At 70.2% G+C, this 20,166-nt stretch carries 19 protein-coding genes; all 19 read right to left on the bottom strand.

Annotated elements, in window-relative coordinates; all coding sequences use genetic code 11:
• Window positions 1-132: 132 nt before the first annotated feature.
• Entirely contained in the window at window positions 133-4,377 is a 4,245-nt protein-coding gene (locus CSW62_RS25330; protein WP_099582609.1) for a bifunctional class I SAM-dependent methyltransferase/DEAD/DEAH box helicase, read from the bottom strand.
• Window positions 4,378-4,521: 144 nt separating this feature from the next.
• A complete protein-coding gene (locus CSW62_RS25325) occupies window positions 4,522-6,582 on the bottom strand; it encodes a ParB N-terminal domain-containing protein (protein WP_099582535.1) in 2,061 nt (686 codons plus the stop codon).
• Between the two features lie 63 nt (window positions 6,583-6,645).
• Complete coding sequence (locus tag CSW62_RS25320) at window positions 6,646-7,452, bottom strand: toprim domain-containing protein (RefSeq protein ID WP_369827565.1); 807 nt, start codon at window positions 7,450-7,452, stop codon at window positions 6,646-6,648.
• Window positions 7,453-7,674: 222 nt separating this feature from the next.
• Window positions 7,675-8,928: a plasmid replication protein RepC gene (repC, locus tag CSW62_RS25315; RefSeq protein WP_099582533.1), complete on the bottom strand. Its 1,254-nt coding sequence runs from the start codon at window positions 8,926-8,928 to the stop codon at window positions 7,675-7,677.
• Window positions 8,929-9,111: 183 nt separating this feature from the next.
• Window positions 9,112-9,348, bottom strand: coding sequence for a ribbon-helix-helix domain-containing protein (locus tag CSW62_RS25310; RefSeq protein WP_099582532.1), 237 nt, complete (start codon window positions 9,346-9,348; stop codon window positions 9,112-9,114).
• Window positions 9,349-9,475: 127 nt separating this feature from the next.
• Window positions 9,476-10,705: a TrbI/VirB10 family protein gene (locus CSW62_RS25305; protein ID WP_099582531.1), complete on the bottom strand. Its 1,230-nt coding sequence runs from the start codon at window positions 10,703-10,705 to the stop codon at window positions 9,476-9,478.
• A complete protein-coding gene (gene trbG, locus CSW62_RS25300; RefSeq protein ID WP_099582530.1) occupies window positions 10,702-11,715 on the bottom strand; it encodes a P-type conjugative transfer protein TrbG in 1,014 nt (337 codons plus the stop codon). The genes CSW62_RS25305 and trbG overlap by 4 nt, the downstream gene beginning before the upstream one ends.
• A complete protein-coding gene (trbF, locus tag CSW62_RS25295) occupies window positions 11,712-12,347 on the bottom strand; it encodes a conjugal transfer protein TrbF (RefSeq protein ID WP_233206824.1) in 636 nt (211 codons plus the stop codon). The genes trbG and trbF overlap by 4 nt, the downstream gene beginning before the upstream one ends.
• Window positions 12,263-13,717, bottom strand: coding sequence for a P-type conjugative transfer protein TrbL (gene trbL / locus CSW62_RS27190; RefSeq protein ID WP_099582529.1), 1,455 nt, complete (start codon window positions 13,715-13,717; stop codon window positions 12,263-12,265). The genes trbF and trbL overlap by 85 nt, the downstream gene beginning before the upstream one ends.
• A gap of 6 nt (window positions 13,718-13,723) precedes the next feature.
• A complete protein-coding gene (locus tag CSW62_RS25285; RefSeq protein WP_099582528.1) occupies window positions 13,724-13,948 on the bottom strand; it encodes a hypothetical protein in 225 nt (74 codons plus the stop codon).
• A complete protein-coding gene (locus CSW62_RS25280) occupies window positions 13,945-14,682 on the bottom strand; it encodes a conjugal transfer protein TrbJ (protein WP_099582527.1) in 738 nt (245 codons plus the stop codon). Before CSW62_RS25280 ends, CSW62_RS25285 begins: the two co-directional genes overlap by 4 nt.
• Entirely contained in the window at window positions 14,679-14,969 is a 291-nt protein-coding gene (locus CSW62_RS25275; protein ID WP_099582526.1) for a hypothetical protein, read from the bottom strand. The genes CSW62_RS25280 and CSW62_RS25275 overlap by 4 nt, the downstream gene beginning before the upstream one ends.
• The gene (gene trbE / locus CSW62_RS25270) at window positions 14,959-17,418 is read right to left on the bottom strand and encodes a conjugal transfer protein TrbE (protein ID WP_099582525.1); all 2,460 of its coding nucleotides are present in this window, start codon (window positions 17,416-17,418) and stop codon (window positions 14,959-14,961) included. Before trbE ends, CSW62_RS25275 begins: the two co-directional genes overlap by 11 nt.
• 6 nt (window positions 17,419-17,424) lie before the next feature.
• Complete coding sequence (locus tag CSW62_RS25265; RefSeq protein WP_233206814.1) at window positions 17,425-17,685, bottom strand: VirB3 family type IV secretion system protein; 261 nt, start codon at window positions 17,683-17,685, stop codon at window positions 17,425-17,427.
• Window positions 17,685-18,041, bottom strand: a complete 357-nt coding sequence (locus CSW62_RS25260; protein ID WP_099582524.1) for a TrbC/VirB2 family protein — start codon at window positions 18,039-18,041, stop codon at window positions 17,685-17,687. Before CSW62_RS25260 ends, CSW62_RS25265 begins: the two co-directional genes overlap by 1 nt.
• Before the next feature lie 229 nt (window positions 18,042-18,270).
• Window positions 18,271-18,561, bottom strand: a complete 291-nt coding sequence (locus CSW62_RS25255; RefSeq protein ID WP_099582523.1) for a helix-turn-helix transcriptional regulator — start codon at window positions 18,559-18,561, stop codon at window positions 18,271-18,273.
• Window positions 18,562-18,691: 130 nt separating this feature from the next.
• Entirely contained in the window at window positions 18,692-19,219 is a 528-nt protein-coding gene (locus CSW62_RS25250) for a hypothetical protein (RefSeq protein ID WP_099582522.1), read from the bottom strand.
• 13 nt (window positions 19,220-19,232) lie between these two features.
• Window positions 19,233-19,562, bottom strand: coding sequence for a hypothetical protein (locus CSW62_RS25245; RefSeq protein ID WP_143324481.1), 330 nt, complete (start codon window positions 19,560-19,562; stop codon window positions 19,233-19,235).
• Window positions 19,513-20,130: a response regulator transcription factor gene (locus tag CSW62_RS25240; RefSeq protein ID WP_099582520.1), complete on the bottom strand. Its 618-nt coding sequence runs from the start codon at window positions 20,128-20,130 to the stop codon at window positions 19,513-19,515. The genes CSW62_RS25245 and CSW62_RS25240 overlap by 50 nt, the downstream gene beginning before the upstream one ends.
• Window positions 20,131-20,166: the final 36 nt, after the last annotated feature.

Below are 20,166 nucleotides of genomic sequence, written 5' to 3'. Positions count from 1 at the left end.
CGCCGGACGAATTTCCGGATCGCTCGCCACCGACCGCCCTGCCTTTTTCCTTTTGACCCGACGCCCGAGATCTCGGCGCTAGATCAGATCCTCCGGACGCTGCGGCCGCCCGGAGGCCGGTCAAGCCGCCGACTAGGCCGCCGCCAGGATCGTCTGGGCCGGCCAACGCGCCAGGACCGCCGACAGCACAGCCTCCTGATCGGCCGGGACGAACACCCGGGGCTGGTAATTGATGATCTCGACGAAGCAGCCGAGCTGGACGAAGGCCTGCCGTTGGGCGGCGGCGCCAACCACCTCGATCCGCCAGCGATCCATGACCTTGGCCCGCCGTAGCCACAGGCCAGTCGTCAGGGACAGCGATGCGCCCTCGTCCAGGATCATGCGCCGGGCGACGCCGCCTTCGCCCACGGCCTGGGCGGTGTCGGTCAGACCCAGCGCCACCTTCAGCGCCGGAACCTGGCCCAGATCCAGCACCCGCCCCAGCCACCGCCGGCCATCAGGAGCCTTCAGGCGTCGCACCGTCGCCTGCTTGCCCGGCAGACTCGACCAAACCGGCAGAAGCAAGCCCGTGACCAGCGCCATCTCGCGCGAAATCCAGGGATCGGCGGCGGCGACCTCGGCGGCCCAGGCCGCGCGCCACGCCAGCTCGTCGACCGGCTCCCACGCCGATTCCTCGAACGCCTTGAGCGGGGCCACGGTGCGTTTTTCGGGTCGAATCAGGCGGACGGCCTGGATCAGGCGGTCGTTGTCGTCCGTGGTGGTCAGACCCCGAACCACCAGGGCCCCGCGGCCCGACTTGGAATTGACCGCCATCATCAGGGCGGCGGCGTCCTGGCCGGCAAGCGCCTCGTCGGCCGAGTACATCTGGCGACGCGTGCGGACCGCGAACCGCACCAGGCGGGTTTCTGCGCGGGTGGCCACATCGGTGCGCAACACCTCCTCGCCCAGCACCTCCAGATCGTCGGCGACGATGTCCTCCATGCCGCGATCCAGCGCGCCAGAGGCGCTGGCCCGTTCCAGGATCCCGGCCAGGATGGCGTCGAAGGCGGCGAAGAGACCGTTCTGGTCCTCGATCCGCAGGGCCAGCAGCCGATTGAGGAAGGTGTTCATCGGCGGCAGGTCGTCGGAGGCGCGCAAGTTCCCTTCATGATCGGCCAGGGAAAGGCCGGTCTTGGCCTCGAAGGCTTGCCGGTCCATGGCCTCGACCTGACCGGTGAACAGCGCGACGTAGAAAGCCAACAGCGCCCGGTGCGCCCACGGGCTTTCCAGATTGTCCTCGGGGCGGAAGAGGCCATTGCCGGCGGTGCGCCGCTCGCCGCGGGTCAGGGCGCCCAGACTGTCCAGACGCCGCGCGATGGTCGACAGGAAACGCTTTTCGCCATGGATGTCGGTCGTCACCGGCCGGAACATCGGAGCGCTGGCCTGGTTGGTGCGGTGCGAGCGGCCCAGGCCCTGGATCGCCGCGTCGGCCCGCCAGCCAGGTTCGACCAGATAGTGGGCGCGGCGCTGCTGATTAGCCGCCGACAGATCGGCGTGATAGCTGCGTCCGGTGCCTCCGGCGTCGGAAAACACCAGGACCCGCTTCTTGCCGGCCATGAAGGCGTCAGTCTCGACGCTGGCCGCAGAGGCGCTGCGGCGCTCAACGACCTTGCGCCCGCCCCGTGAGACGACACGGCGGGCCCGCCCGGTGATTTCCGCCACCATCTCCGGCCCCAAGGCCTCGAGCACCGCGTCGAGCACGCCCGGGACGGCGGGCAGGCAGGCCAGGTGGGCGACGCTCTCCTCGCGCAGCCGCAGGGCCGCCTGGCTGAGAACCGGCGCGCCGTCCTCCATCAGGGGAACCAGTGTGACCTCGCCGTTCTCGTCCTCGACCTCGCTCATGGCCTGAACCGGAAAGGCCGACATCAGGTAGTCGAGCACCTGGTCCTTGGGGGTGAGGTCGATGGAGAGGTTGTTCCACTCCTCGACCGGGATCTGGGCCAGCTTGCGCTCCATCACCGCGGCGTTGGTGGACACGACCTGGACGACCGCTGAGCGTCCGTTGGCCAGGTCCTCGCGGATCGCGGCGATCAGGCTAGGCGTCTTCAGCCCGGCCAGGAGGTGGCCGAAGAACCGAAGCTTGGCCCCCTCGAACGCCGACATCACCGCCGAGGCGGATTGGCCGCTCCTGACCTTGCCATCATCGTCGATAACGCCGGTGGCCTTCAGGGCCGCGCGAAGATTGTGGTGGATCAGCTGATAGGCGTCGGCCCAGCTGTTCCAGATCTCCACGTCCTGGTCCGTGAGCTGATGGCCGAGCGCCTCGTACTCCACGCCGTCGAACGACAGCGAACGGGCGATATAAAGCCCCAGCGCCTTCAGCTCGCGGGCGATCAGCTCCATGACCGCCACCCCGCCGGACTCGATGGCGTCCAGGAAGGTCTCGCGATTGACGAAAGGCGCTTCGACCCCGCCCCACAGGCCCAGGCGCGAGGCGTAGGCGAGGTTCTCGGGCGTCGTCGCGCCCGTCGCCGAGACATAGAGGACGCGGGCCTTGGGCAGGCGGTTCTGCAGGGCAAGACCCGCCATGCCCTGCTGGGAGGCCTTCTTGGGGCCGCGCGCGCCCTTGCCGCCGCCGACGGCGTTGGCCATGGCGTGGGCCTCGTCGAAAACAATCACCCCGTCAAAGTCCTCCCCGAGCCAGGCGACGATCTGGTCCAGCCGGGAGGCCCGCGCCCCGCGCGCCGGTTGGCGCAGCGTCGCATAGGTCGAATAGAGGACGCCCCGGTCCAGCCGAATGGCGTCGGCCTGCTTCCAGGACCCCTGCGCGACGATGTCGCTGGCCGCCCCGCCGATGGCCGACCAGTCGCGGCGCGCATCTTCCAACAGGGCGTCGTTCTTTGACAGCCACACCGCCTGGACCCGGCCCTGGGCCATGTTGTCGGCGATGACGCCGGCGATCTGACGGCCCTTGCCGCAGCCGGTGCCGTCACCCAGGAAGAACCCGCGCCGGAAATGCACCGCTTCGGGCGTGTCGGCGCCGACCGACAGGGCGATGTGTGGCGCGTCGGAGATCTTCCAGGCGCCCGGCAGCATCGCCGCATGGGCCTCGCCGGCGTAGATCACCGTCTCCAGCTGGGCGTCGGACAGCCGGCGTTCGGCCAGGAGACGCGAGGGCAGGATCGGCCGGTAGGTCGGGGCCGGCGGCGCCACCGAGGCCATGGGCCGCGACTCCACCAGGGCCGAAGGGTGGGGAGCGGCCCGGTCGATGGCGATCCGCCCCAGGCGATAGGCCTGGTAGAGGCCGACATCCTGGCCTTCGCCCGTCCAGTCGACGACCCGATAGTCGAGCGGTTCGGTTTCATTGATCAGGGAGAGACGTCCGGCCGGTGCGGCCAGGGAGCGCGCGCGCGGCGCCAGCACCGAGACCTGCGCCACGCTGACGAAGCGCCGGGGCTTGGCGCTGGCGCGCGCCGCGAGCGCAGCGGCGGCCTTGGCCGCATCGGCGAGGGTCTCGGCGGCGATGACGGGGGAGGGGGCGACGGCCACGCCGCGATCGACCACCAGCAACCCAGTCTCCACCGAAGTTCCCTGGCCCGCATAGGCGCGGGCCGGGAACGCGATGCGCGCGACGATCGCGCCCTGGCGCGACAGCCGCTTGAGCGCCGCCTGGTCGTCGAAAAGTCGCGCCGGGACGATCGCCGAAAGGCGCCCGCCCTCGGCCAGGACCTCGATCGCCGCGTCCAGGTGGGAGCCCAGCGCCTGGAATGGCGGATTGAGCACCACGGCGTCGAAGGAGCCGGAGGGTTCGAGGAGATCCTTGAGATGGACCGCGTCGTGGCGGGTGCGCGGAACCTGGGCGAAAAGGCCATCTAGCAAACCCGCGCGGCCGCTCGACAGCTCGTTGAGCGTCAGGTGCGCCCCGCAGACCTCGGCCAGAACCGCAAGAAGCCCTGTGCCGGCGGACGGCTCCAAGACCTTGTCGCCCAGCCGCACCTGGGCGGCCAGGACAGCCAGGGCCCCAAGCTCCGGCGGCGTGGAAAACTGGTCCAGGGCAACCTGCTCTTCCGAGCGCCGGCTCTGTGTCGGGGTCAGGGCCGAAAGGCTGGCCAGCAGGGCGCAGATCTCGGCCGGGGCGTCCTCCAGGCGCGCAACCTGCGGGGCCAGACGGCGGATCTGCAGCACCAATGCCGCCTCGATAGCGTCGTAGGCGTCGCGCCAGGACCAGGCGCCGTCGACGTCGGACGCGCCGAAGGTGGTGGTCATGACGCCGGAGACGAGCTTGCGATCGAGCACCCGCGATCGATTCAGCTGGGCGGCCAAGGCCCGGGCGGCGGACAGGAGGTTGGCGGCGGTGTCGGCCTGGGAAGGGGCGAACAACGGCAGGGTCGCGGTCATCGGAAGGTCCTGGCTCACCCGCCGCGGAGGGCTCCTCCCTCCAGACCCGACGGGCTCGCCCCGCCGGTCCCTTCCTCGCCCCTGGCTCCTTGGGCCGCGGCTAGCAGAAGTCGGGCCCCTGCCCGCTAGGACAGGGGCCCTTGGTCAGGCCGCCGCGGCCGCCTCGCCTTCGGCCCCGCCTTCCGAAGCGGTGGCCCCTTTCGCGTCGTCCCCCGCGGCGTTCGCTTGGTCCCCGGCGTCGGGGTCGGCCGCGGGCTCGGGCTCGGCTTCGACCGAGGCCGACCAGGCCAGGGCCTTGGGCGTCCATTGCCGCTGCGCGGCGGCCTCGGCGACGAAGGCGACCAGTTCGTCCTTCTTCAGACCCGAGGCGCGTGCGTCCTCCACGCCCATCTCGCCCAGCATCGCCAGCAGCTGGCCCTTGGAGTGGACGGCCAGAAACGCGGTGTCGGGCGTCCAGTGGACGCTTAGGTCGGCGTCGCACAGGGCGGCGATCTCGGCGGCCTCGGCCCGAGCGCCGTGCCGCACGAGGCTGGTGCGCACTTCGCGCACGTCGAGACTGATGGCCACAAGTTCGGCCAGGAGCGCCATTTTCTCCCCATGCGCCAGGGCGTCGACATAGGCGACGGGCCGCAAACCCGAGGCCAGATAGTCCTCCCGGCGGAGCGCCAAGCGCGCGCGCACTTCGCCGTCCAAGGCGGGATGCGCCGGGAGGCTGGCGCGCTTGTAGCGGGTGGCCGACAGCGTCAGGGCCGACTCCCCTTGATAGACATGAGCGTTCAGGGCCAGGAGCTTGAAGAGCTGGGCCAGGAGCGCGGTCAGCGCCGCGCTCGGATGATCGGCCAGATCTCGGATGAGGCCGCGCGTGGCGATGTCGGTGCGCGTCTCGTGGAGGGTGTGGCTGGTCCCCTCGACCACGACAACGGCCTTGGGGACGGCCAGCTCCACGATCCGGCCGTCGGCGGCCGCGGCGCTGTCGACCGTTTCGTCGTCCGCGCTTTCATCGCCGCTTTCGTCCTCCTCCGCCTCCGGCGCGGGAAGCACGAAATAGGTCGCCTCGACCCCCAGTTCGCGGTGCGGCGACAGCAGCACCGCCCCCAGGCTCGCGCCGGTCAGGCCCGCCTCGACCAGTTCGGCCTTGGCGGCCAGGAGGCTGGTCACCGCGTCCAGCGCCGTCTCCTCGTCGAGGGACTGGCCGCGCACCGCCGCCTCGGCCTCTTCGATGTCCTGACGCGCCTTGGCGCGGGCCGCCTTTTGCGCCTCGGTCAGGTCGCCATGATAGACGTAAGGCAGGGTTTCGAACCCGTCCGGTGCGCGGTAACCGTTGTCGGGACCGACATAGACCGCCAGGCCCTGGGCCTTGTAGGCCTCGATCAACGGCATGATCCGCACGCGCCATTGCGCGTCGAGAATGTCGGCGTCGAGCACCTTGTCCGGCAGCTCGCCGAAGAGGTCGGCGACCAGCCGCCCGCCCGCCGCGCTATAGCGACCGGCCCCGACCAGAGCGAAGCGGGGGTCCCTGGCGGTCAACTCGTCCTCGTCCAGGACTTTGCGCAGCTGATACTCTTGGAAATGGCCGTCGAGCGCGGCCTGAGCCAGCTGTTCCTGCTGGGTCTTGTCGGCGATGCGCGTGAAGGCCCGCACCTGCTTGAGGGTCAGGCGGCCCTGTCGCAGCGCCGCCAGCACGGTGGGATGAACCCCGGCCAGGGCTTCGAGCCGCTTGATCTCCAGTTCCGAATAGCCGAGCGAGGCGGCGATGAACGCGGTGTCCATCTTGGCTTTGCGCAAGCTGCCGATCGCCATGATGATCGAGGCGATGTGCACCGGGGCGGTTTCGGCGTTGGGCAACACGATCGCCGCGGCCTGGGCGGCCTTGCCGACCGCCAGGACGCATTCGACGGCATAGTCCTCGTCGATCGCGCCACGCGCGACCAGTTCGAGCAGGGCCAGGCGACGTCGGCGCCCGTCGAGCGTCATGTAGGCCTGTTCGTTCTTGCGGCCCGTCCGGACGATCGGCGGGACGATGACCCCGGCCGCGGCGATGGTGTCGGCCAGCTGAGCGATGCGTTCATCGGCGGCCTCGTCGAAGCGGAGGTTTTCGGGCGCCAGGCCCAGGTCGCGCAGAGGCACGCGGATGCGGTTGTCGGACGGCGCCGGCGCGGCGGAAGCGGCGAGGGCCAGGGCCCTGGCGGAAGACGAACGGGACATGGGGGAACTCCAGCGCCCCCGGACCAGGACCATCCTGCCGGTCGGGCGCATCCGCCCGGTCCCTCACTTCCTCCTTTGGCCACCGATCGGGCCGTTCGCCCCGGCCGCGTCCAGCTCATTCCAATCCCCGAACCCCGGCGGCGGAAGGACGATCCTTGTCGCCACGCCGAGCGCTCGGAGAACCCGTGCGAGGGCGGCGGCGGACGCTTCGCCCTCTGGCCCCCGATCGGCAGCGATGACCACCCGGCGCACCCCGGGGGGTGGACGCCAGGCGCGAAGGTTTGAGGTCGAAAGCAGCGCCCAAGCCGGCAGGTCGAAGCGTCGTCGCGCCGAGAGCGCCGTGAAGACGCCTTCGGCGACGAGCAAGGTCTCGGCTGCGACATCCAGGCGTACGGCGCTGCCCGGCGCGACGGCGCCGACCGTCTTGCGCGCCAGCCGCAGCGCCGACGCGCGGTGGCCATCGGCCCGCAGGTAGGTGATCTCGATGGCGGTGACCACGCCGTCAGGATCGCAGACCCCGGCCAACAAGGCGGGCCGCGTGGCGGGACCCGGCCGATAGACCGAGAGCGGCGCCAGGCCGTGGTGGCGAAGCGCCGCCGGTCCGGGCGGATCGCCGACCAGGCCGCGCAGCCGGCAATGGCGTTCTGACAAGGTGCCCGCGATCCTGCGCCCGCTGGCCCAAAGGGCCTGGGCGACCTCCCGTCGGCGCGCCCGGTCCTCATCCCGAACCGGTGGTCGCGGCGAGGCCGAGGAGTCAGCGGGTTCGCCGGCAAGCAGGCCCCTGGCGCGAAGATCGTCGCGGACAATGCGCCAGTCGGCGTCGCCGAAGGTGTGGATGATCAGCCGGCCGTCCCGCTCCAGCAAGGACACCGACCGATCTCGCCGACTATGGCCAGGGGCGGGGATGTTGGCGCGACGACCTCCGGCATAGAGATCACCCCCAAGCGCTCTGACTATGGATTTGAGGGACATGGCAAGGCTCCAGCGACCGCAACCCAGCGGCCCGGCGGCCTGGCCCTCCCTTCATCCTTTCAAGCGGACGGGCGGGTCCAATCGCCCCTGGGCCGCGCAGAGCTGAAATCAACGACACCATCACCGCTCCGAGCGCCTGGGCGGGGTTTTTCCGAACCGATCCTTCAGGCCATAGAGGCTAGGCAGCAGGTTCAGGCACCCGACCTTCTCGCGTTCGCACATGGCGCGCAGATAGCCGCCGGCCGAGCTCCTGATCTCACCATCCTTCCAGCGGGCCAGGACCGTGGCCAGGGCGACGGCCGCCCGGTTTCGACCCATCACGTCGCGCGCTTCGCGCATGGCCGAAAGATTGATCCCCATCAGGGGGGCTACGCGAGCGACGGCGTCGACCAGGTCCTCCCATGACGCGCCGGCCAGGTCGTCCAGATAGTCGGCGACCTCGGGCACGGCCTCCAGCACCAGCGACAGCGGGATCACCTCGTCGCTGAGCGGCGCCTCCACCCGCGAAGGTTCAGCGGGCGACGGCGACAAGGCCGATCGCGCCGAGGGCTCGACTACCTCTTGTCGAAGAGATGGATACGTTGATCCTTCAGATCTTGGCTGGGTTGTAGGTTCTTTCTGGGCTTCGCTGACGACGCCCCTGGGCTCATGTTGACCTTCCTGGCGAGCCCTGACCCAGGCCGCGTCCACGGCGGCCAACAGCGCCTGGAACGTCTCATGCAGGGCCTCGAGCTCTCCAAGAGAGGGGGTTCGAGGGAGCCGGCCCAGCGCCTGGTCGACCGCCCCATGCCAGTCGAACCCACCATAGCCGCGATGAAGCGCGTCGGCGCAGACGGTGCGGATCTCACGCCGGATCTCGCCCAGCTTGCGCTTCAAATGCCGGCGCTGGGCCTGCTCCAGGCCTCGGGCGGCCGCCAGGTCGGCGAACTCGTCCCAGCGCACGGCCAACGGGGCCAGATCGAAGCCGAAGGCCTCCAGGATATGGCCGCGATCATCGCGATAGCCCCAGCGTTTGCCGTTGCCGCTGTCCTTCATGTGGACCAGGCCCGCGCGCACCGCCGAGCGGATCAGGCCCTGGATGCAGCTGCGCGAGCGCTGCAGCTCCTCGCAGAGCGCATCGTTGGACGGCCAGGCGATCGGCCGGGTGCGGCCGATCCAGTCTTGTTCGGCGGTCACCCGCACCAGGGCGCGCACCAGGCGCACGACCCCGTCGCCAAGCCCCAGCCGAGGCGCGGCCCGCTCGAAACGATCGAGCAGCATGGCCTTGGAGATGCCTTCCGGCAGCCCCTGGTAGGTGTCGGCGAGCTTGGCGGCCGCCCATTGGGCGTCCGCCAGACGGCGCACGTCACCGATCCCGTTCGAGACGGTCTGCATTTCCTGCTCCTCCTAGGGGAGGCCGCGGGCGCACAGGTTCCCGTCGCGCGAACGCGCGTTTTTGATTGCGGCGATGTCGGTGATTCGGTTAGAAAGAGCAGGACTTGAGAGCTCGGGCGGGACGCCAATCCCGTCTAGCGAATGACCTGGAGAGCCCGGCGCGTTTCGGCGAGCCGGGTTTTTCTATGCGCTCACGGCACGGTTCCTTTCCGATTGCCCCCGCTCGAAGTACTCGCGAAGCGCTTGCTCCAGAGCCGCCGTGCGGTTGGTGAAACCGCGCCCGTCCTTCATCGCATCGAGCCTGTCGATGAGATCCCTATCCACCAGCGCGTTTAGTTGTCCCTTGCCGCGCGCCCGGGCCTCGGCCCGGAGACGCTTCTGGTACTGCGCGTGATATTCGAGGTCGCGTGCGGTCGTCATGGCGTCGACGATAAGATCGCGATTCCGGCGGGCGGAACTAATAAAGGTGACCGGCCAATACCCGGGATGCGCGAATAAACGCCTTGAATTGAAGAAGAATCGGACTCTCGGGCCGAGTCGCGCCGCATCAGTGACCTCCCACGACTTCGGGCGGCAGGATCAGGTCTTTGTCGACCATGACCCGCACTGGAAAGCCCGGGCGGATGCGCAAGGTCGGCGCGCGTTGCAGATCGCGCTCGACCAGGCGCTGGCCGGTCTGGCTGGCCTGAGAGGCGATCCCGCCGGCGCCGTCCTGCAGGACCAGATTGTCGCTGCCGCGGGCGATGCTGTTCTGAGCCGCGGCCCCGCCGATCGAGATCAGGGTCGACAGGCCGATGGCCCGGGCCAAGACCGGCAGGTGGGTGTCGACCTTGTCCCTCAGGCCCGCCGTCCCGGTCGCATCGGCTCCAGTCATGCCGGCCAGGTCCACTGACCGTCCTGAGGGCCAGATCAGGCGCGTCCAGACCAGCAGCACCCGATCCTGACCATAGCCGACCTGGCTGTCGTACTTGCCGATCAGCCGCGCCCCCTGCGGGATCAGCAGCACGCGGCCGGTGCGATGGTCGAACACTGGCTCGGTGACCTGGGCCGTGACCAGACCGGGCAGATCGGAGTTGAGGCCCGTGATCAGGGCCGCCGGGATGACCGTTCCGGCCTTGACCTCGTAAGGCGACAGCGCCGCCTGGGGCAGGCTGGGCGCATAGGTGGGACCGGCCGCGCCGGTCCGAGCGATGAACGCCTCCTTGGGACGAGCCCCGTCGCCCGGCGAGGGGGCCGGGGCCGCCACGCCCAGGGCAAGGTCGGCGCCGGCCGGCGCGGAGGCCTGGGTCGCGGCCCCCGGGGCGCCGCCGAAAAACGGCCCGGCCCGGCGGGCGGCCTCGCGCTCCTCGGCCCGTTGGCGGGCGACTGCGTCGGGCGGGGCGGCGGGGGCGACCGGCCCGGTCGGCGCACCAGGCGTCTGGCCAGGTGAAGTCCCAGCGGGGCCTGGCCCCGGCGCGGCGGGCGCGAACGGCGAGGGTTTGGGCGGGGGCAGGTCGCCATAGGTCGCCGGCAGGCGCTCGTCGATCGGCGCGCTCGTGGCGGCCTCAGGGCTGGTTTGGGGCTCGGCCGGCGGCCTGGCGGCCTTGCGGCCGCCGCCGAAGGCGATCAGGAAGCCGATCCCGACCAGCAGCAGGACGCCCAGCACGCCCGCCAGGATCACCGCGGGCCGATAGCGGGCGATCGGCCGGCGCGGCGCTTCGAGCACCGAGCGCGGCGAAGCCTTGGCCGAGGCGGGCGTCTCGGGCTCCCCGGTGACATCGCCGCGGGCCGGGCTCACCGCGAACCGCCCTGGCGCGTGATGCGAACGATGCTCTGGCGGCCCTCGCCAATCCGCAGCTCGGCCCGGTCGATCAGCCGGTCGACGACGTAGAACGTCCCGCTCTGGCGATAGTTGACCAGCTCGGCGCGGTCCTTTTCGCCCAGCAGAAAGAGCGGCGGGGCCTGATCGGTCGCCAGATCGGCGGGGAACTCGATATAGGTCTTGGCCCCGTCGTCGAAGACCCGCACCGGGGTCCAACGCGGCGCCCGCCGGTCCTTGGGATCGATGCGGTAGCGGAAGTTCAGGCGATCGACGGCGACGTCGGCGGCGACGGCTAAGGCATGCTGCTGGGCCAAGGCGCGCTCGACCGCCGCGGCCTTGGCCAGATCCTGGGGATAGTTCCAGCTCAGGACGGCGGTGTAGATCCCGCCGCCGGTGCTGACCGCGTCGATCAGGTAGGTGCGCTGATCGGTCGTCAGGACAATGTTTGTGCGCAGGTCGGGCCGGATCGGCTTGACGAAGACGACCACCTGGGACGCCTCGCCGGCCCCGGCCGTCGTCTCCCCGATCACCCAGCGCACCGTGTCGCCGGCGGCCTTTGAAATCAGCTTCTCACCCGGTTTGAGGGCAATCGTGGTCAAGAACCTTGGACTGGTGTGGACGGTATAGAGGCGGCCCGGCTCGAAGTCGTAATAGAGCGCCGAATTGACGTAGGACGCCGGGGTCGGCCAGTCGCGGGCCTGGGCGTTGGCCAGGGCGATGGTGGCCATCGGCCCGCTCGCCGCGCGGCGGGACCGCGCCGCCGGCCGGCGCTTGGGCTTTTGCCCGGCGCGCGCGACGGTCGCGCCGCCCGCGGCGCCTTGCGGCTGTTGCGCCGCCCGGATCGGCGCGACCGGCGATGGCGCGGGTCTCGCCGCCGGCGCGGCGGCGTTGGGCGCGGCCGGCGCCGAGCCGGGGGTCAGGCCCAGCAGGAGAACGACCGCCAGGGTCGGGACAGACGGGCGCGACGGCAGGACAGGGCCGCTCATAGGTCTCGGCTCCACTGGAAGGCGGTGATGAAGACGCCCAGGGGATTGGCGCGTAGCTGGGCCTCGTTGCGCGGCGGGGTGTGGGCGACGGTGAAGAGCCCGGTCCAGCGTTGCGCGGGCAAGGCCGCCCCGTGGTCGAAAGCGGTCTCACGCCACTGGACCTGGTATGTGGTGGGACTGCGCGGCAGGACCGAGACGATCTCGACCGTGGCGGCTTCGTCGCCGACCCGGGCGAAGGGGTCATGGTCGCGGGCGTGCTGGGTCAGGGTCGCCTTGGCGTCGCCCGAGACAAAGGCGTAGGCCCGCACCCAGTTTTGCCGCAGCACCACCGGATCGGTGCTCTTGGCCCGCACCAGCTGCACGAAGTCGGCGACGAAGTAGCCGGTCTCGGCCTGGCTGGGCCGATAGACGCGGTCGGCGAGTTCGATCCGGCCGGGCCGGCCGTAGCGGTCCACCGGCACCACATAGGTGGCGATCTTGGTGTCCTGGCGCTCGTAGATATAGGCCCCCAGCGACAGGGCCGCCAAGCCAGCGCAGGCGAACGCCATCAGGCGCCAGTTGCGGGCCGCGGCGAGCTTGGCGCCGTCGCGGTCATCATGGATCTGGCCGGCGCGATGATAGGGCGTCTCGATCGGCAGGGAGTCGCCGTAGCGCTCCTGGGCGCGGCGGAAGGCGGTGGACATCGGCTAGGGCTCCGGCGCTCAGGGTTCGTCCGACGGCGGGTGAATCTTCGGCATGCCGATCGGCTGGCCGGCGGCGTCCTCGCGCCAGGGCCGCGCGCCGCTGACCGCGCCGGCCCGCGCGCGCGGCCACGTCGGCGCCCGACCGCGGGCGGGGCGGCTTCGCCACCCTCGTTTGCGCCGCCCTCGGTCGAGGGCGCGGGGTCGGCCGCCGGTGCGGCGAACGAAGCCTTGGCCTTGGCCACCACGCTAGAAAGGCTTGGGGCCGCGCCGCCGGAAGGCGGCCCGCCCGAGGGCGGGCTGGCCGAAGCGCCGCCGCCCGAAGACGGCGATCCCCCGCCCGAGGGCCCGCGGCCGCCGGACAGGCCGCGAAGCCCGGCCGCGCCCCGGGCGGCGCTGGCGCCGGCCCCGGCGGCCATGCCGCCCATCGCCCAACGGCCCGCCAGGGCCAAGCCCCCGGCGGTGGCGGCCAGGCCCACCACGCTCGAGGCCGCCGACCCGGCGCTCAGCTGCGGCGTCCCGGTGATCTGGGCGGCGGCGATCGCCGGGATCTTCAGGGCCAGCATCAGGAAGACGATGGCCGCCACCAGCAGGCCACAGCTTTCCTGCCAGGTCGGGTCGGGCGAGACGATGTAGGTGGTGAAGATCTGCTCGCCGATCGACACCACCATGGCCAGGGCCATCATCTTCACGCCGACCGCCGGAACATAGGCGATCGCCCGCTCGGCCAGGAACGAGGTCTGGGTGAGGATGCCGAACGGCACCATCACGAACGAGATCAGGGTGACCACATAGAACTCGACCACCGTGACCACCACTTCGACGCCCAGGATCACGAAGGCCAGGATCACGCCGATGATGACGATGGCGGTGACCAGGATGGTGTCGATGTGGGTGAAGAAGCCCACGCCCATGCCTTCGCTCGCCAGGCGCCCGATGTACTTCAAAAGCTCAAACGCCACGTCCAGGCCGTCCCAGACGATCTTGGACGGCGCGTTCAGAAAGTCAGTCAGGCTCATCCGATCGCCGCCGGCCTTGAGGCCCAGGGCGGTGAAGCCCTTGATCACCGTCAGGGTCAGGGGATGCCAGTTGCTGATCAGCCAGGCGAAGAACCCAAACAGCAAGAGCTTGCGGATCAGGGCCGCCGGCACGTTGTCGTTCTCGTCGATCGCCCAGAGCAGCGCCGACAGCCCGAGGCTGATCACGATCAGGGCCGCGAAGGTGGTTCGCACGTCGCCGTTGATCAGGCCAAACCCCGCTCCGACCTGGCTGGTGAAGCGCGCGAGGAAATCGTCGAGGGCGGAGGGGGAGGCTGTCTGCATCGGCGGCTAGTGGAGGTCGCGTTCGGTCATGCGGCCGGGCTTGCGCCGGACGTAGGCGACCGAGCATGGGTCGTTGGCGTCGCGAATGTCCGGGTCGGGGCAGCGCTTGGGCTTGGCGGCCGGCGGCCTGGCCGCATCAGGGGCTCGGGCTTCGCCCGATGTCCGACCGCAGGCGGCCAGGGCCAGGCAAAGCGACAGGACGAGCCAGAGGGGGGTCTGGACTTTGGTCATTGCAGGACGTCTCCGGAGAAGCGAGGCGCGCCGCGGGTCACCACCGAATTGCGCTGACGGTCGGCCTCGCTCTTAGTGACGACGGCGCGCCGTTCGGCCTCCCAAGTTTCCGCCTGGCGGGCCTGGGTGATCATCAGGGTCTGAAGCTGGGTCAGCTGGGTCGAGAGGGCGGCCAGAAGCTGGTTGGTGGCCTGGATGGCCGCGGTCTGGCCGGCGGCCGATTGCGAGGCCCCGACCGCCGAGGCCACCGCCTGACCCGTCGCGCCCTGGGCCTGGACAATCTGGTTCTGGACGGCCATGGCCTCCTGCAGCGTGTGGCGGCTGTTTTGCCCCCAGCTGGCCAGCCGCGCGGCCAGGTTGCGGGCCGACAGGCCGCTCAGGTCGTCCGGATAGAGGTCGGCGAAGGACTGGCTGATGTTGGCGGCCTGGTAGCCCAGCCCCCGGGCCTGCTGCAGAAGCGCGGTGGCCTGGCCGGCGATGTCGCGCAAGGGTCCGGTGACGTCCACGCCCAGGGTCTGAAGCATTCGCGCCTGATTGGTCAGCTGGCTCTGCAGCGCCTGGATCTGCGACAGGCCGTTGGAGACCGTCTTGATCGCCTGGGCCACGGCGGCGGGGTCGTAGACCGTGACCTGCGCGCACGCCTCGCCGGGGCCGGCGGCGGCCCCGAGTCCGACAGCCAATGACAGGCCAAGGCTCAGGCCTGAACGCATCAGGTCGCGACGGGAAGGGGTCATGGGCGGGGCTCCGAGCTCGAGATCGGGGGCGGCCGGTCCGACCGCGCGCCGGTCCAGTCCAGGAAGAGGTCGGCCAGGCGATCGCGGGCCAGGATCGCCCCGCCGGTCAGGACCAGGCCGGCCAGCAGCAGGCGCGGGTCGCGCAGGGCCGGGGCCAGGACCATGGTCAGGACCATTCCGGGCGCGAGCGACAGGACGAAGGCCAAGCGGGTGAGGCGTCGAACCCGCGTCGCGGCGGCTGGGCGTTCAACCAAGGCGGCGGGGTGGGGGTCGAGCTCAGGCCGCATCGCGGGCCTCGTCCAGAAAGTCGCCGACCTCGGGCAGGCCCTTGGCGCGGTAAAAGCCGGCGGCGAACCCGTCCGGCCCCGCCTGGCGAAGCACCTTGTCGATCAGCGACTGATCGCCGGGGCTGGCCGAGCCGACCGCGGCCAGGGCCACCGGGCCTAGGCCCAATTCGAACAGCCGGTCGCCCGCCGCGCTCTGGTAGTAGTATTCGCGCTTGGGCGCGGCGCCGGCGATGATCTCGATCTGCTGGTCGTTGAGCCCGAACCCGGCATAGGCCTTGGCCACCAGGGGCGTGCGGGCCTCGGGGTTGGGCAGGAAGATGCGGGTGGGGCAGCCCTCCATCAGGGCCGGGGCGATCGGGCTGTCAGTGATGCTCGACAGCGAAAGGGTGCTGAAGACCACGCAGACATTGAGCTTGCGCACGGTCCACAGCCATTCGCGGATCTTCCGGGCGAAGGCGGTCGACTCCAGGAACCGCCAGGCCTCGTCCAGGACGATCAGGGTCGGCCGACCGTCGAACCCCCGCTCCAGGACATGGAAGAGATAGGTCAGGACCGGCCCCAGGGCCGCGGGCGTCTCCATCAGGGCGCCCAGCTCGAAAGCTTGCCAGTCGCGGGCCGTCAGGCGCTCCTCGGCCGCGTCCAGCAGACGGCCGTGGGGGCCCTCCAGGGTGAAGGGCTTGAGCGCGGCCTTGACCGCGTGGTCCTGGACCGTGGCGGCCAAGACCGTCAGGGTGCGTTGCTCGGCCGGTCCCGAGGCGAGGTTGGCCAGCGCCGTCCACAGCTCGCTCTTGAGGGCGGGGGTGGCGTTCACCCCACTGGCCTCCAGGAGATCCAGGATCCAATCCTGGGCCCAGATGCGTTCTTCGGCGCGGTCGATCCTGGCCAGGGGCTGGAAGGCCGGGGCCTCGCCCCACGGGCCCAGGTCGTAGAAGCCGCCCCCGACCAGCAGGCTGGCCGCGCGGCAGGATCGACCCTTGTCGAACATCACCACCCGCGCGCCCGGATAGCGCCGCCACTGCAGGGCCAGGGTGTTGAGCAGCACCGACTTGCCCGCCCCGGTGGGTCCGACCACGAAGGTGTGGCCGACATCGCCCTGGTGCAGGTCCAGCCGAAAGGGGGTGGTGGCGTTGGTTCGGGTGTGCATCAGGGGCGGCTGGACGCCCGGACGGCCCTGCTTTCCCAGCTCCTCGGTCAGGTGGGCGTTGAGCAACGGGCCCGGCCAGATGGCCGAGACGGGGAGGAGGTCGCAGAGATTGAGCGTGCTGACCATGGGCCGGCGCACGTCGGCATAGGCCTGGCCGGGCAGGCCGCCGAGCCAGGCTTCGACGGCGTTGAGGTCCTCGACCTTGGTGACGAAGCCGGCGCGGTTGATCACCGCGTCCACGGCCCGGACCTTGGCGGCCAGACGGTCCGGGTCCGGATCGGTCAGGGTCACGGTCGGGGTGACATAGCCCATCGAGGCCGCGTCGCTGCCCAGGATCGCCAGGGCCGCGTCCGCATCCTGGGTCTTTTGCAGGGCGTCGGGATCCTCCAGCAGCGACGGCTCGTGGGTGATCGCCTCCTTGAGCAGGGCCAGGACGCCCTTGCGCTTGGAGAACCAGCGTTTGCGCAGCGTGGTCACCGCTCGGCGCGCATCTTCCTTGTCCAGGGGCAGAAAGCGGCAGACCCATCGGTACGACAAGCCCAGGGCATTGAGCTGGTCGAGTAGTCCGGGCCAGGAGGCGGCTGGATAGGCGCGCACGGACAGGGTGCGCAGATAGTGATCGCCCAGGCGCGGATAGAGCCCGCCCTGGAAGTCGTCGTCGGTGAGGACCGCGTCCAGATAGATCGGGATCTGCGGCCGGGCCACGGGCTGGCGCTTGGTCGAGACGCAGGCGTGCAGATAGGTGAGGGTGGCCTCGTCATCGAGCGGGGCGACCAGGGGGAAGACCCCGGCCAGGATGTCGCGCACGGCCCCGACAGTGGCCCTGAACTCCTCCAGGGCCAGACGATAGAGCGCGTCCGCGCCCCGGCCCTGGGGCAGGTTCTCCACCAGCAGGCTCTCGGCCCGACCGATGGCGTCAGGGGCGGGCAGGTAGGTGAAGGTCGCGAAATAGCGCGACTCGAAATGGGCGGACTCGGCCTCGAAGGCCATGCGCCGCTCCTCGTCGATCAGATGGCTGACCGGATCGGGAAAGGCGCTGGCGGGATAGGATTGGGAGGGCGATCGCACCGCCTCCAGGTGCAGGCACCAGCGCGATCCAAAGCGCCGAAGGGCGTTGTTGAGCTGGGCGCGAACGGCCATCAGCCCCGCGGGCGTGGCCGAGGCCAGATCCGGTCCTCGAAACTCCAGGCTCGTCTGGAACGACCCGTCCTTGTTCAGCACGATCCCCGGCGCGATCAGCATCGCCCAGGGAAGGTGGTCGCAAAGCCGGCTCGAACGCGTGCGGTACTCGTTGAGGAACAGCATGGACGCCTAGCCGTCGTAATGGGTCGGCTGGCGCAGGTGCCGCCGCAGGATGTCGAAGACGTAGGGGTCGCGCTTGGCCATCCAGAGCGCCGCGCCATAGAGCGCCGCGCCCAGCGGCAGGCCGATCCACGGCGCCTGCAGGCCCAGCGCCAACACCGCCGTCAGGGTCCCGATCAGCACCGCAGTCATGCGCGGCACGCCCGCCAAGGTCACAGGCTCCGAAAGCGAGCCATGGAAGTCGATTTCATAGCCGTCCGGGGCGCCCATCAGATCGCCGCCCCACCGGTGAAGCCCAGGAATCCCAGGAAGAAGGTCGAGGCGGAAAACGCGATGCACAGGGCGAACATCACCTGCATGCCCTTTCGCACCCACGAGCCGCCCTCGGAGATGGCCACCCCAAGACCGGTGACGGCGATGGCGATCACGCCGATGGCCTTGGCGACGGGCCCGGTGATGGAGTCGGCGATCTGGGTCAGCCAATTATCCCAGGGCATGCCGCCCCCGGTTCCGCCGGCCCAGGCCGGCTCGGAGGCGAGCAGGGCCAGGGCCAGGCCGATCGCGAGGTTGGCCGCGATGCGTAGGCGGCGGTGGCGGTGGCGGTGGCGGAGATGGGCGGGGATCATGGGCGCCTCGGGTTGAGTCGAGATGACCGTTGCAAACCCGTTATGGGGACGACAATTCCGAGGAAATGCCGGGTGGAGTCCTGCCGGTGCAGCCCTCCACCCGCAAAGTCTCAGTGCTGAAGGTTAAGGCCGGCTGCGCGTTCAGACGCGCGCGCAGGGCCCCGTCTCGAACGCGCGGGCGCCGAGACGGGTCGTTGCCGATGGATGGGTCGCGGCAGGCGCTTCGGCGCTAGGCGCAGGGCGGGACGGGTTGGCCGACCGGGCCCGGTTCAACGCAGGGCGTGGGCGACGGCGCGGACGGCGCGTCCTCCGGCGCGATCGGCGGAATTTCTCCACGCTGGATGGCGATGGCGACCGCCTGCATCCGATTGCGCGCACAGAGGCGTTTATAGGCGTCCGACAGGTACTGGTTCACCGTTCGGTACGACAGGCCCAGGATGAACCCGATTTCCACGGCGGTATGACCCTTGCTCGCCAAAATCAGGCACTGGCGCAGGCGCGGTGACAACACATTGCTCACGAACTCTACTCCTAGCTGGCACGGAACCAGCCGGCGTCGTGTTTCGTCGACAGCACTCAAAGCACAGGCCGTTCTCAAGCGGCGAACACTCCGCATGCCGGATTCTTCGCGAACGCCGGCAAACATCACGTCATAAAAGCGAGCTCTCGTCGCATCGGCGCGCGACGGGCTCGTGCGTCATTGACCCGATCGAGGCCATGGCGGAATCGGCGGATCCAAATCCTTTCTTGAGTTTGTGAAAGTTCAGGCCGATGGGCGGCGGGCCTTGCGATCCTGCGCCCCAGGCGATGCAAGCGATGGTGCCATAGCTCCAGAGCGCCAGGACCGTAAGATAACCCGCCGCGCCAAGTCGTCCCTCCGCGGCGATGAAGGCCAGATGCGCGCCGACGGTCAGGACCTGGAACGCCGCGGCGAGGATGGGCCAGAGCTTTTCGGACCCGAGGACGACGGCGACCGACACGCCCAGAACGACGGCGTCGATGGCGATCACCGCGCCTTGAGGTCCGGTCCAGGGCCGCTTCTCGACCGCCAGTGACGCCATGCAGGCGGCCAGATAGGCCGCCCCCAGGACCTTCTCCTCCCAGCGCCCCCGAACAAGCGCGGCCACGCAGACCAGCACCATGGCGATGGCGAAGACGAGGGGAGACCAGGCGAACACGTGGCGGTCGGGTTCAAGCCGCCGCCTCGAGCGCGCCCTGCGGCGCGGCGCCCTCGGGTTTGTGCAGGACGCCGGCGGCGACGGTCTCGAAGCCGTACTCCTCGCGCAGGTCGGCCAGGCCCTCATGGGTGTCGAGCACGCTGCGGCGCGCGCGCTCCAGCGCGGCCAGGGCCTCGGCGGCGCCGCCGATCACGCGTTGGCCGGCGATGGCCGGCAGTCGATTGGCGATGCGCGCCTCGCACAGGGAGGAAATGAGCTTGGCCGTCTCGCCAAGCGTGCGATCGAGCGCGTCCTCAGCCGAAAACAGCTGCTTGGCGACGCGCGCCGCGGTCAAATTCTGCATTGAGCGTACTCTGGTTGGGGCCTGACCGGCCTGTCGGGTGGTTGCCGTGGTCGCTCAGCATCCGATCGATCGAACGATTTAGGACGTAGCCGACGGCGGCGGCGCCGAGGGTGACGAGTCCCAAGATCATCGTGGCGATCGCAATGGCGACCAGTCGCCGGGCCGGGGACCGCAGACCCCGTCGCACCAGACGGTCGGCCTTGGGCCGGAGCCGCTCGGATTGAACTCCCCCCGTCCCGGCCTCGTGGCCGTGTGAGGCCTCGAGCGAGAAGGGGAGGGGATCGTGATCACCGTCCCGGGTGACGGCGGCAGTTGGTCGCCAACCGCCGGCGCCAACCATTGGCGATGATCCAAAGTCGAGATCATCCCGATCCCCCCTGGCGGCGGCGATGTAGGCGATCACCGCTTCCTTGCGGCTGGCCACGCCCAGCTTGCGGATGATCGCCTGCATGAAGGTGTCGACCGACGCCGGCCGTATGCCGAGCAGCGGCCCGATCTGCTTTGAGGTCAGGTGCTGCGCGGCCAGGTCCAGGATTTGACGCTCGCGTTCCGTGAGGCGCTCAATCATGCGATTTTCCGCCGCGGATAAGCTGAAACCATACAA

Source organism: Caulobacter sp. FWC2, from assembly GCF_002742625.1.
Lineage (GTDB): Bacteria > Pseudomonadota > Alphaproteobacteria > Caulobacterales > Caulobacteraceae > Caulobacter.
This window is presented reverse-complemented; position numbering and strand designations above follow the sequence as displayed.

Coding starts and splice junctions, on each gene's coding strand:
- CSW62_RS25330 (WP_099582609.1), bottom strand. CDS start 4,377: ATGACCGCGACCCTGCCGTTGTTCGCCCCTTCCCAGGCCGACACCGCC.
- CSW62_RS25325 (WP_099582535.1), bottom strand. CDS start 6,582: ATGTCCCGTTCGTCTTCCGCCAGGGCCCTGGCCCTCGCCGCTTCCGCC.
- repC (WP_099582533.1), bottom strand. CDS start 8,928: ATGCAGACCGTCTCGAACGGGATCGGTGACGTGCGCCGTCTGGCGGAC.
- CSW62_RS25310 (WP_099582532.1), bottom strand. CDS start 9,348: ATGACGACCGCACGCGACCTCGAATATCACGCGCAGTACCAGAAGCGT.
- trbG (WP_099582530.1), bottom strand. CDS start 11,715: ATGAGCGGCCCTGTCCTGCCGTCGCGCCCGTCTGTCCCGACCCTGGCG.
- trbL (WP_099582529.1), bottom strand. CDS start 13,717: ATGCAGACAGCCTCCCCCTCCGCCCTCGACGATTTCCTCGCGCGCTTC.
- CSW62_RS25285 (WP_099582528.1), bottom strand. CDS start 13,948: ATGACCAAAGTCCAGACCCCCCTCTGGCTCGTCCTGTCGCTTTGCCTG.
- CSW62_RS25280 (WP_099582527.1), bottom strand. CDS start 14,682: ATGACCCCTTCCCGTCGCGACCTGATGCGTTCAGGCCTGAGCCTTGGC.
- CSW62_RS25275 (WP_099582526.1), bottom strand. CDS start 14,969: ATGCGGCCTGAGCTCGACCCCCACCCCGCCGCCTTGGTTGAACGCCCA.
- trbE (WP_099582525.1), bottom strand. CDS start 17,418: ATGCTGTTCCTCAACGAGTACCGCACGCGTTCGAGCCGGCTTTGCGAC.
- CSW62_RS25265 (WP_233206814.1), bottom strand. CDS start 17,685: ATGGGCGCCCCGGACGGCTATGAAATCGACTTCCATGGCTCGCTTTCG.
- CSW62_RS25260 (WP_099582524.1), bottom strand. CDS start 18,041: ATGATCCCCGCCCATCTCCGCCACCGCCACCGCCACCGCCGCCTACGC.
- CSW62_RS25245 (WP_143324481.1), bottom strand. CDS start 19,562: ATGCAGAATTTGACCGCGGCGCGCGTCGCCAAGCAGCTGTTTTCGGCT.
- CSW62_RS25240 (WP_099582520.1), bottom strand. CDS start 20,130: ATGATTGAGCGCCTCACGGAACGCGAGCGTCAAATCCTGGACCTGGCC.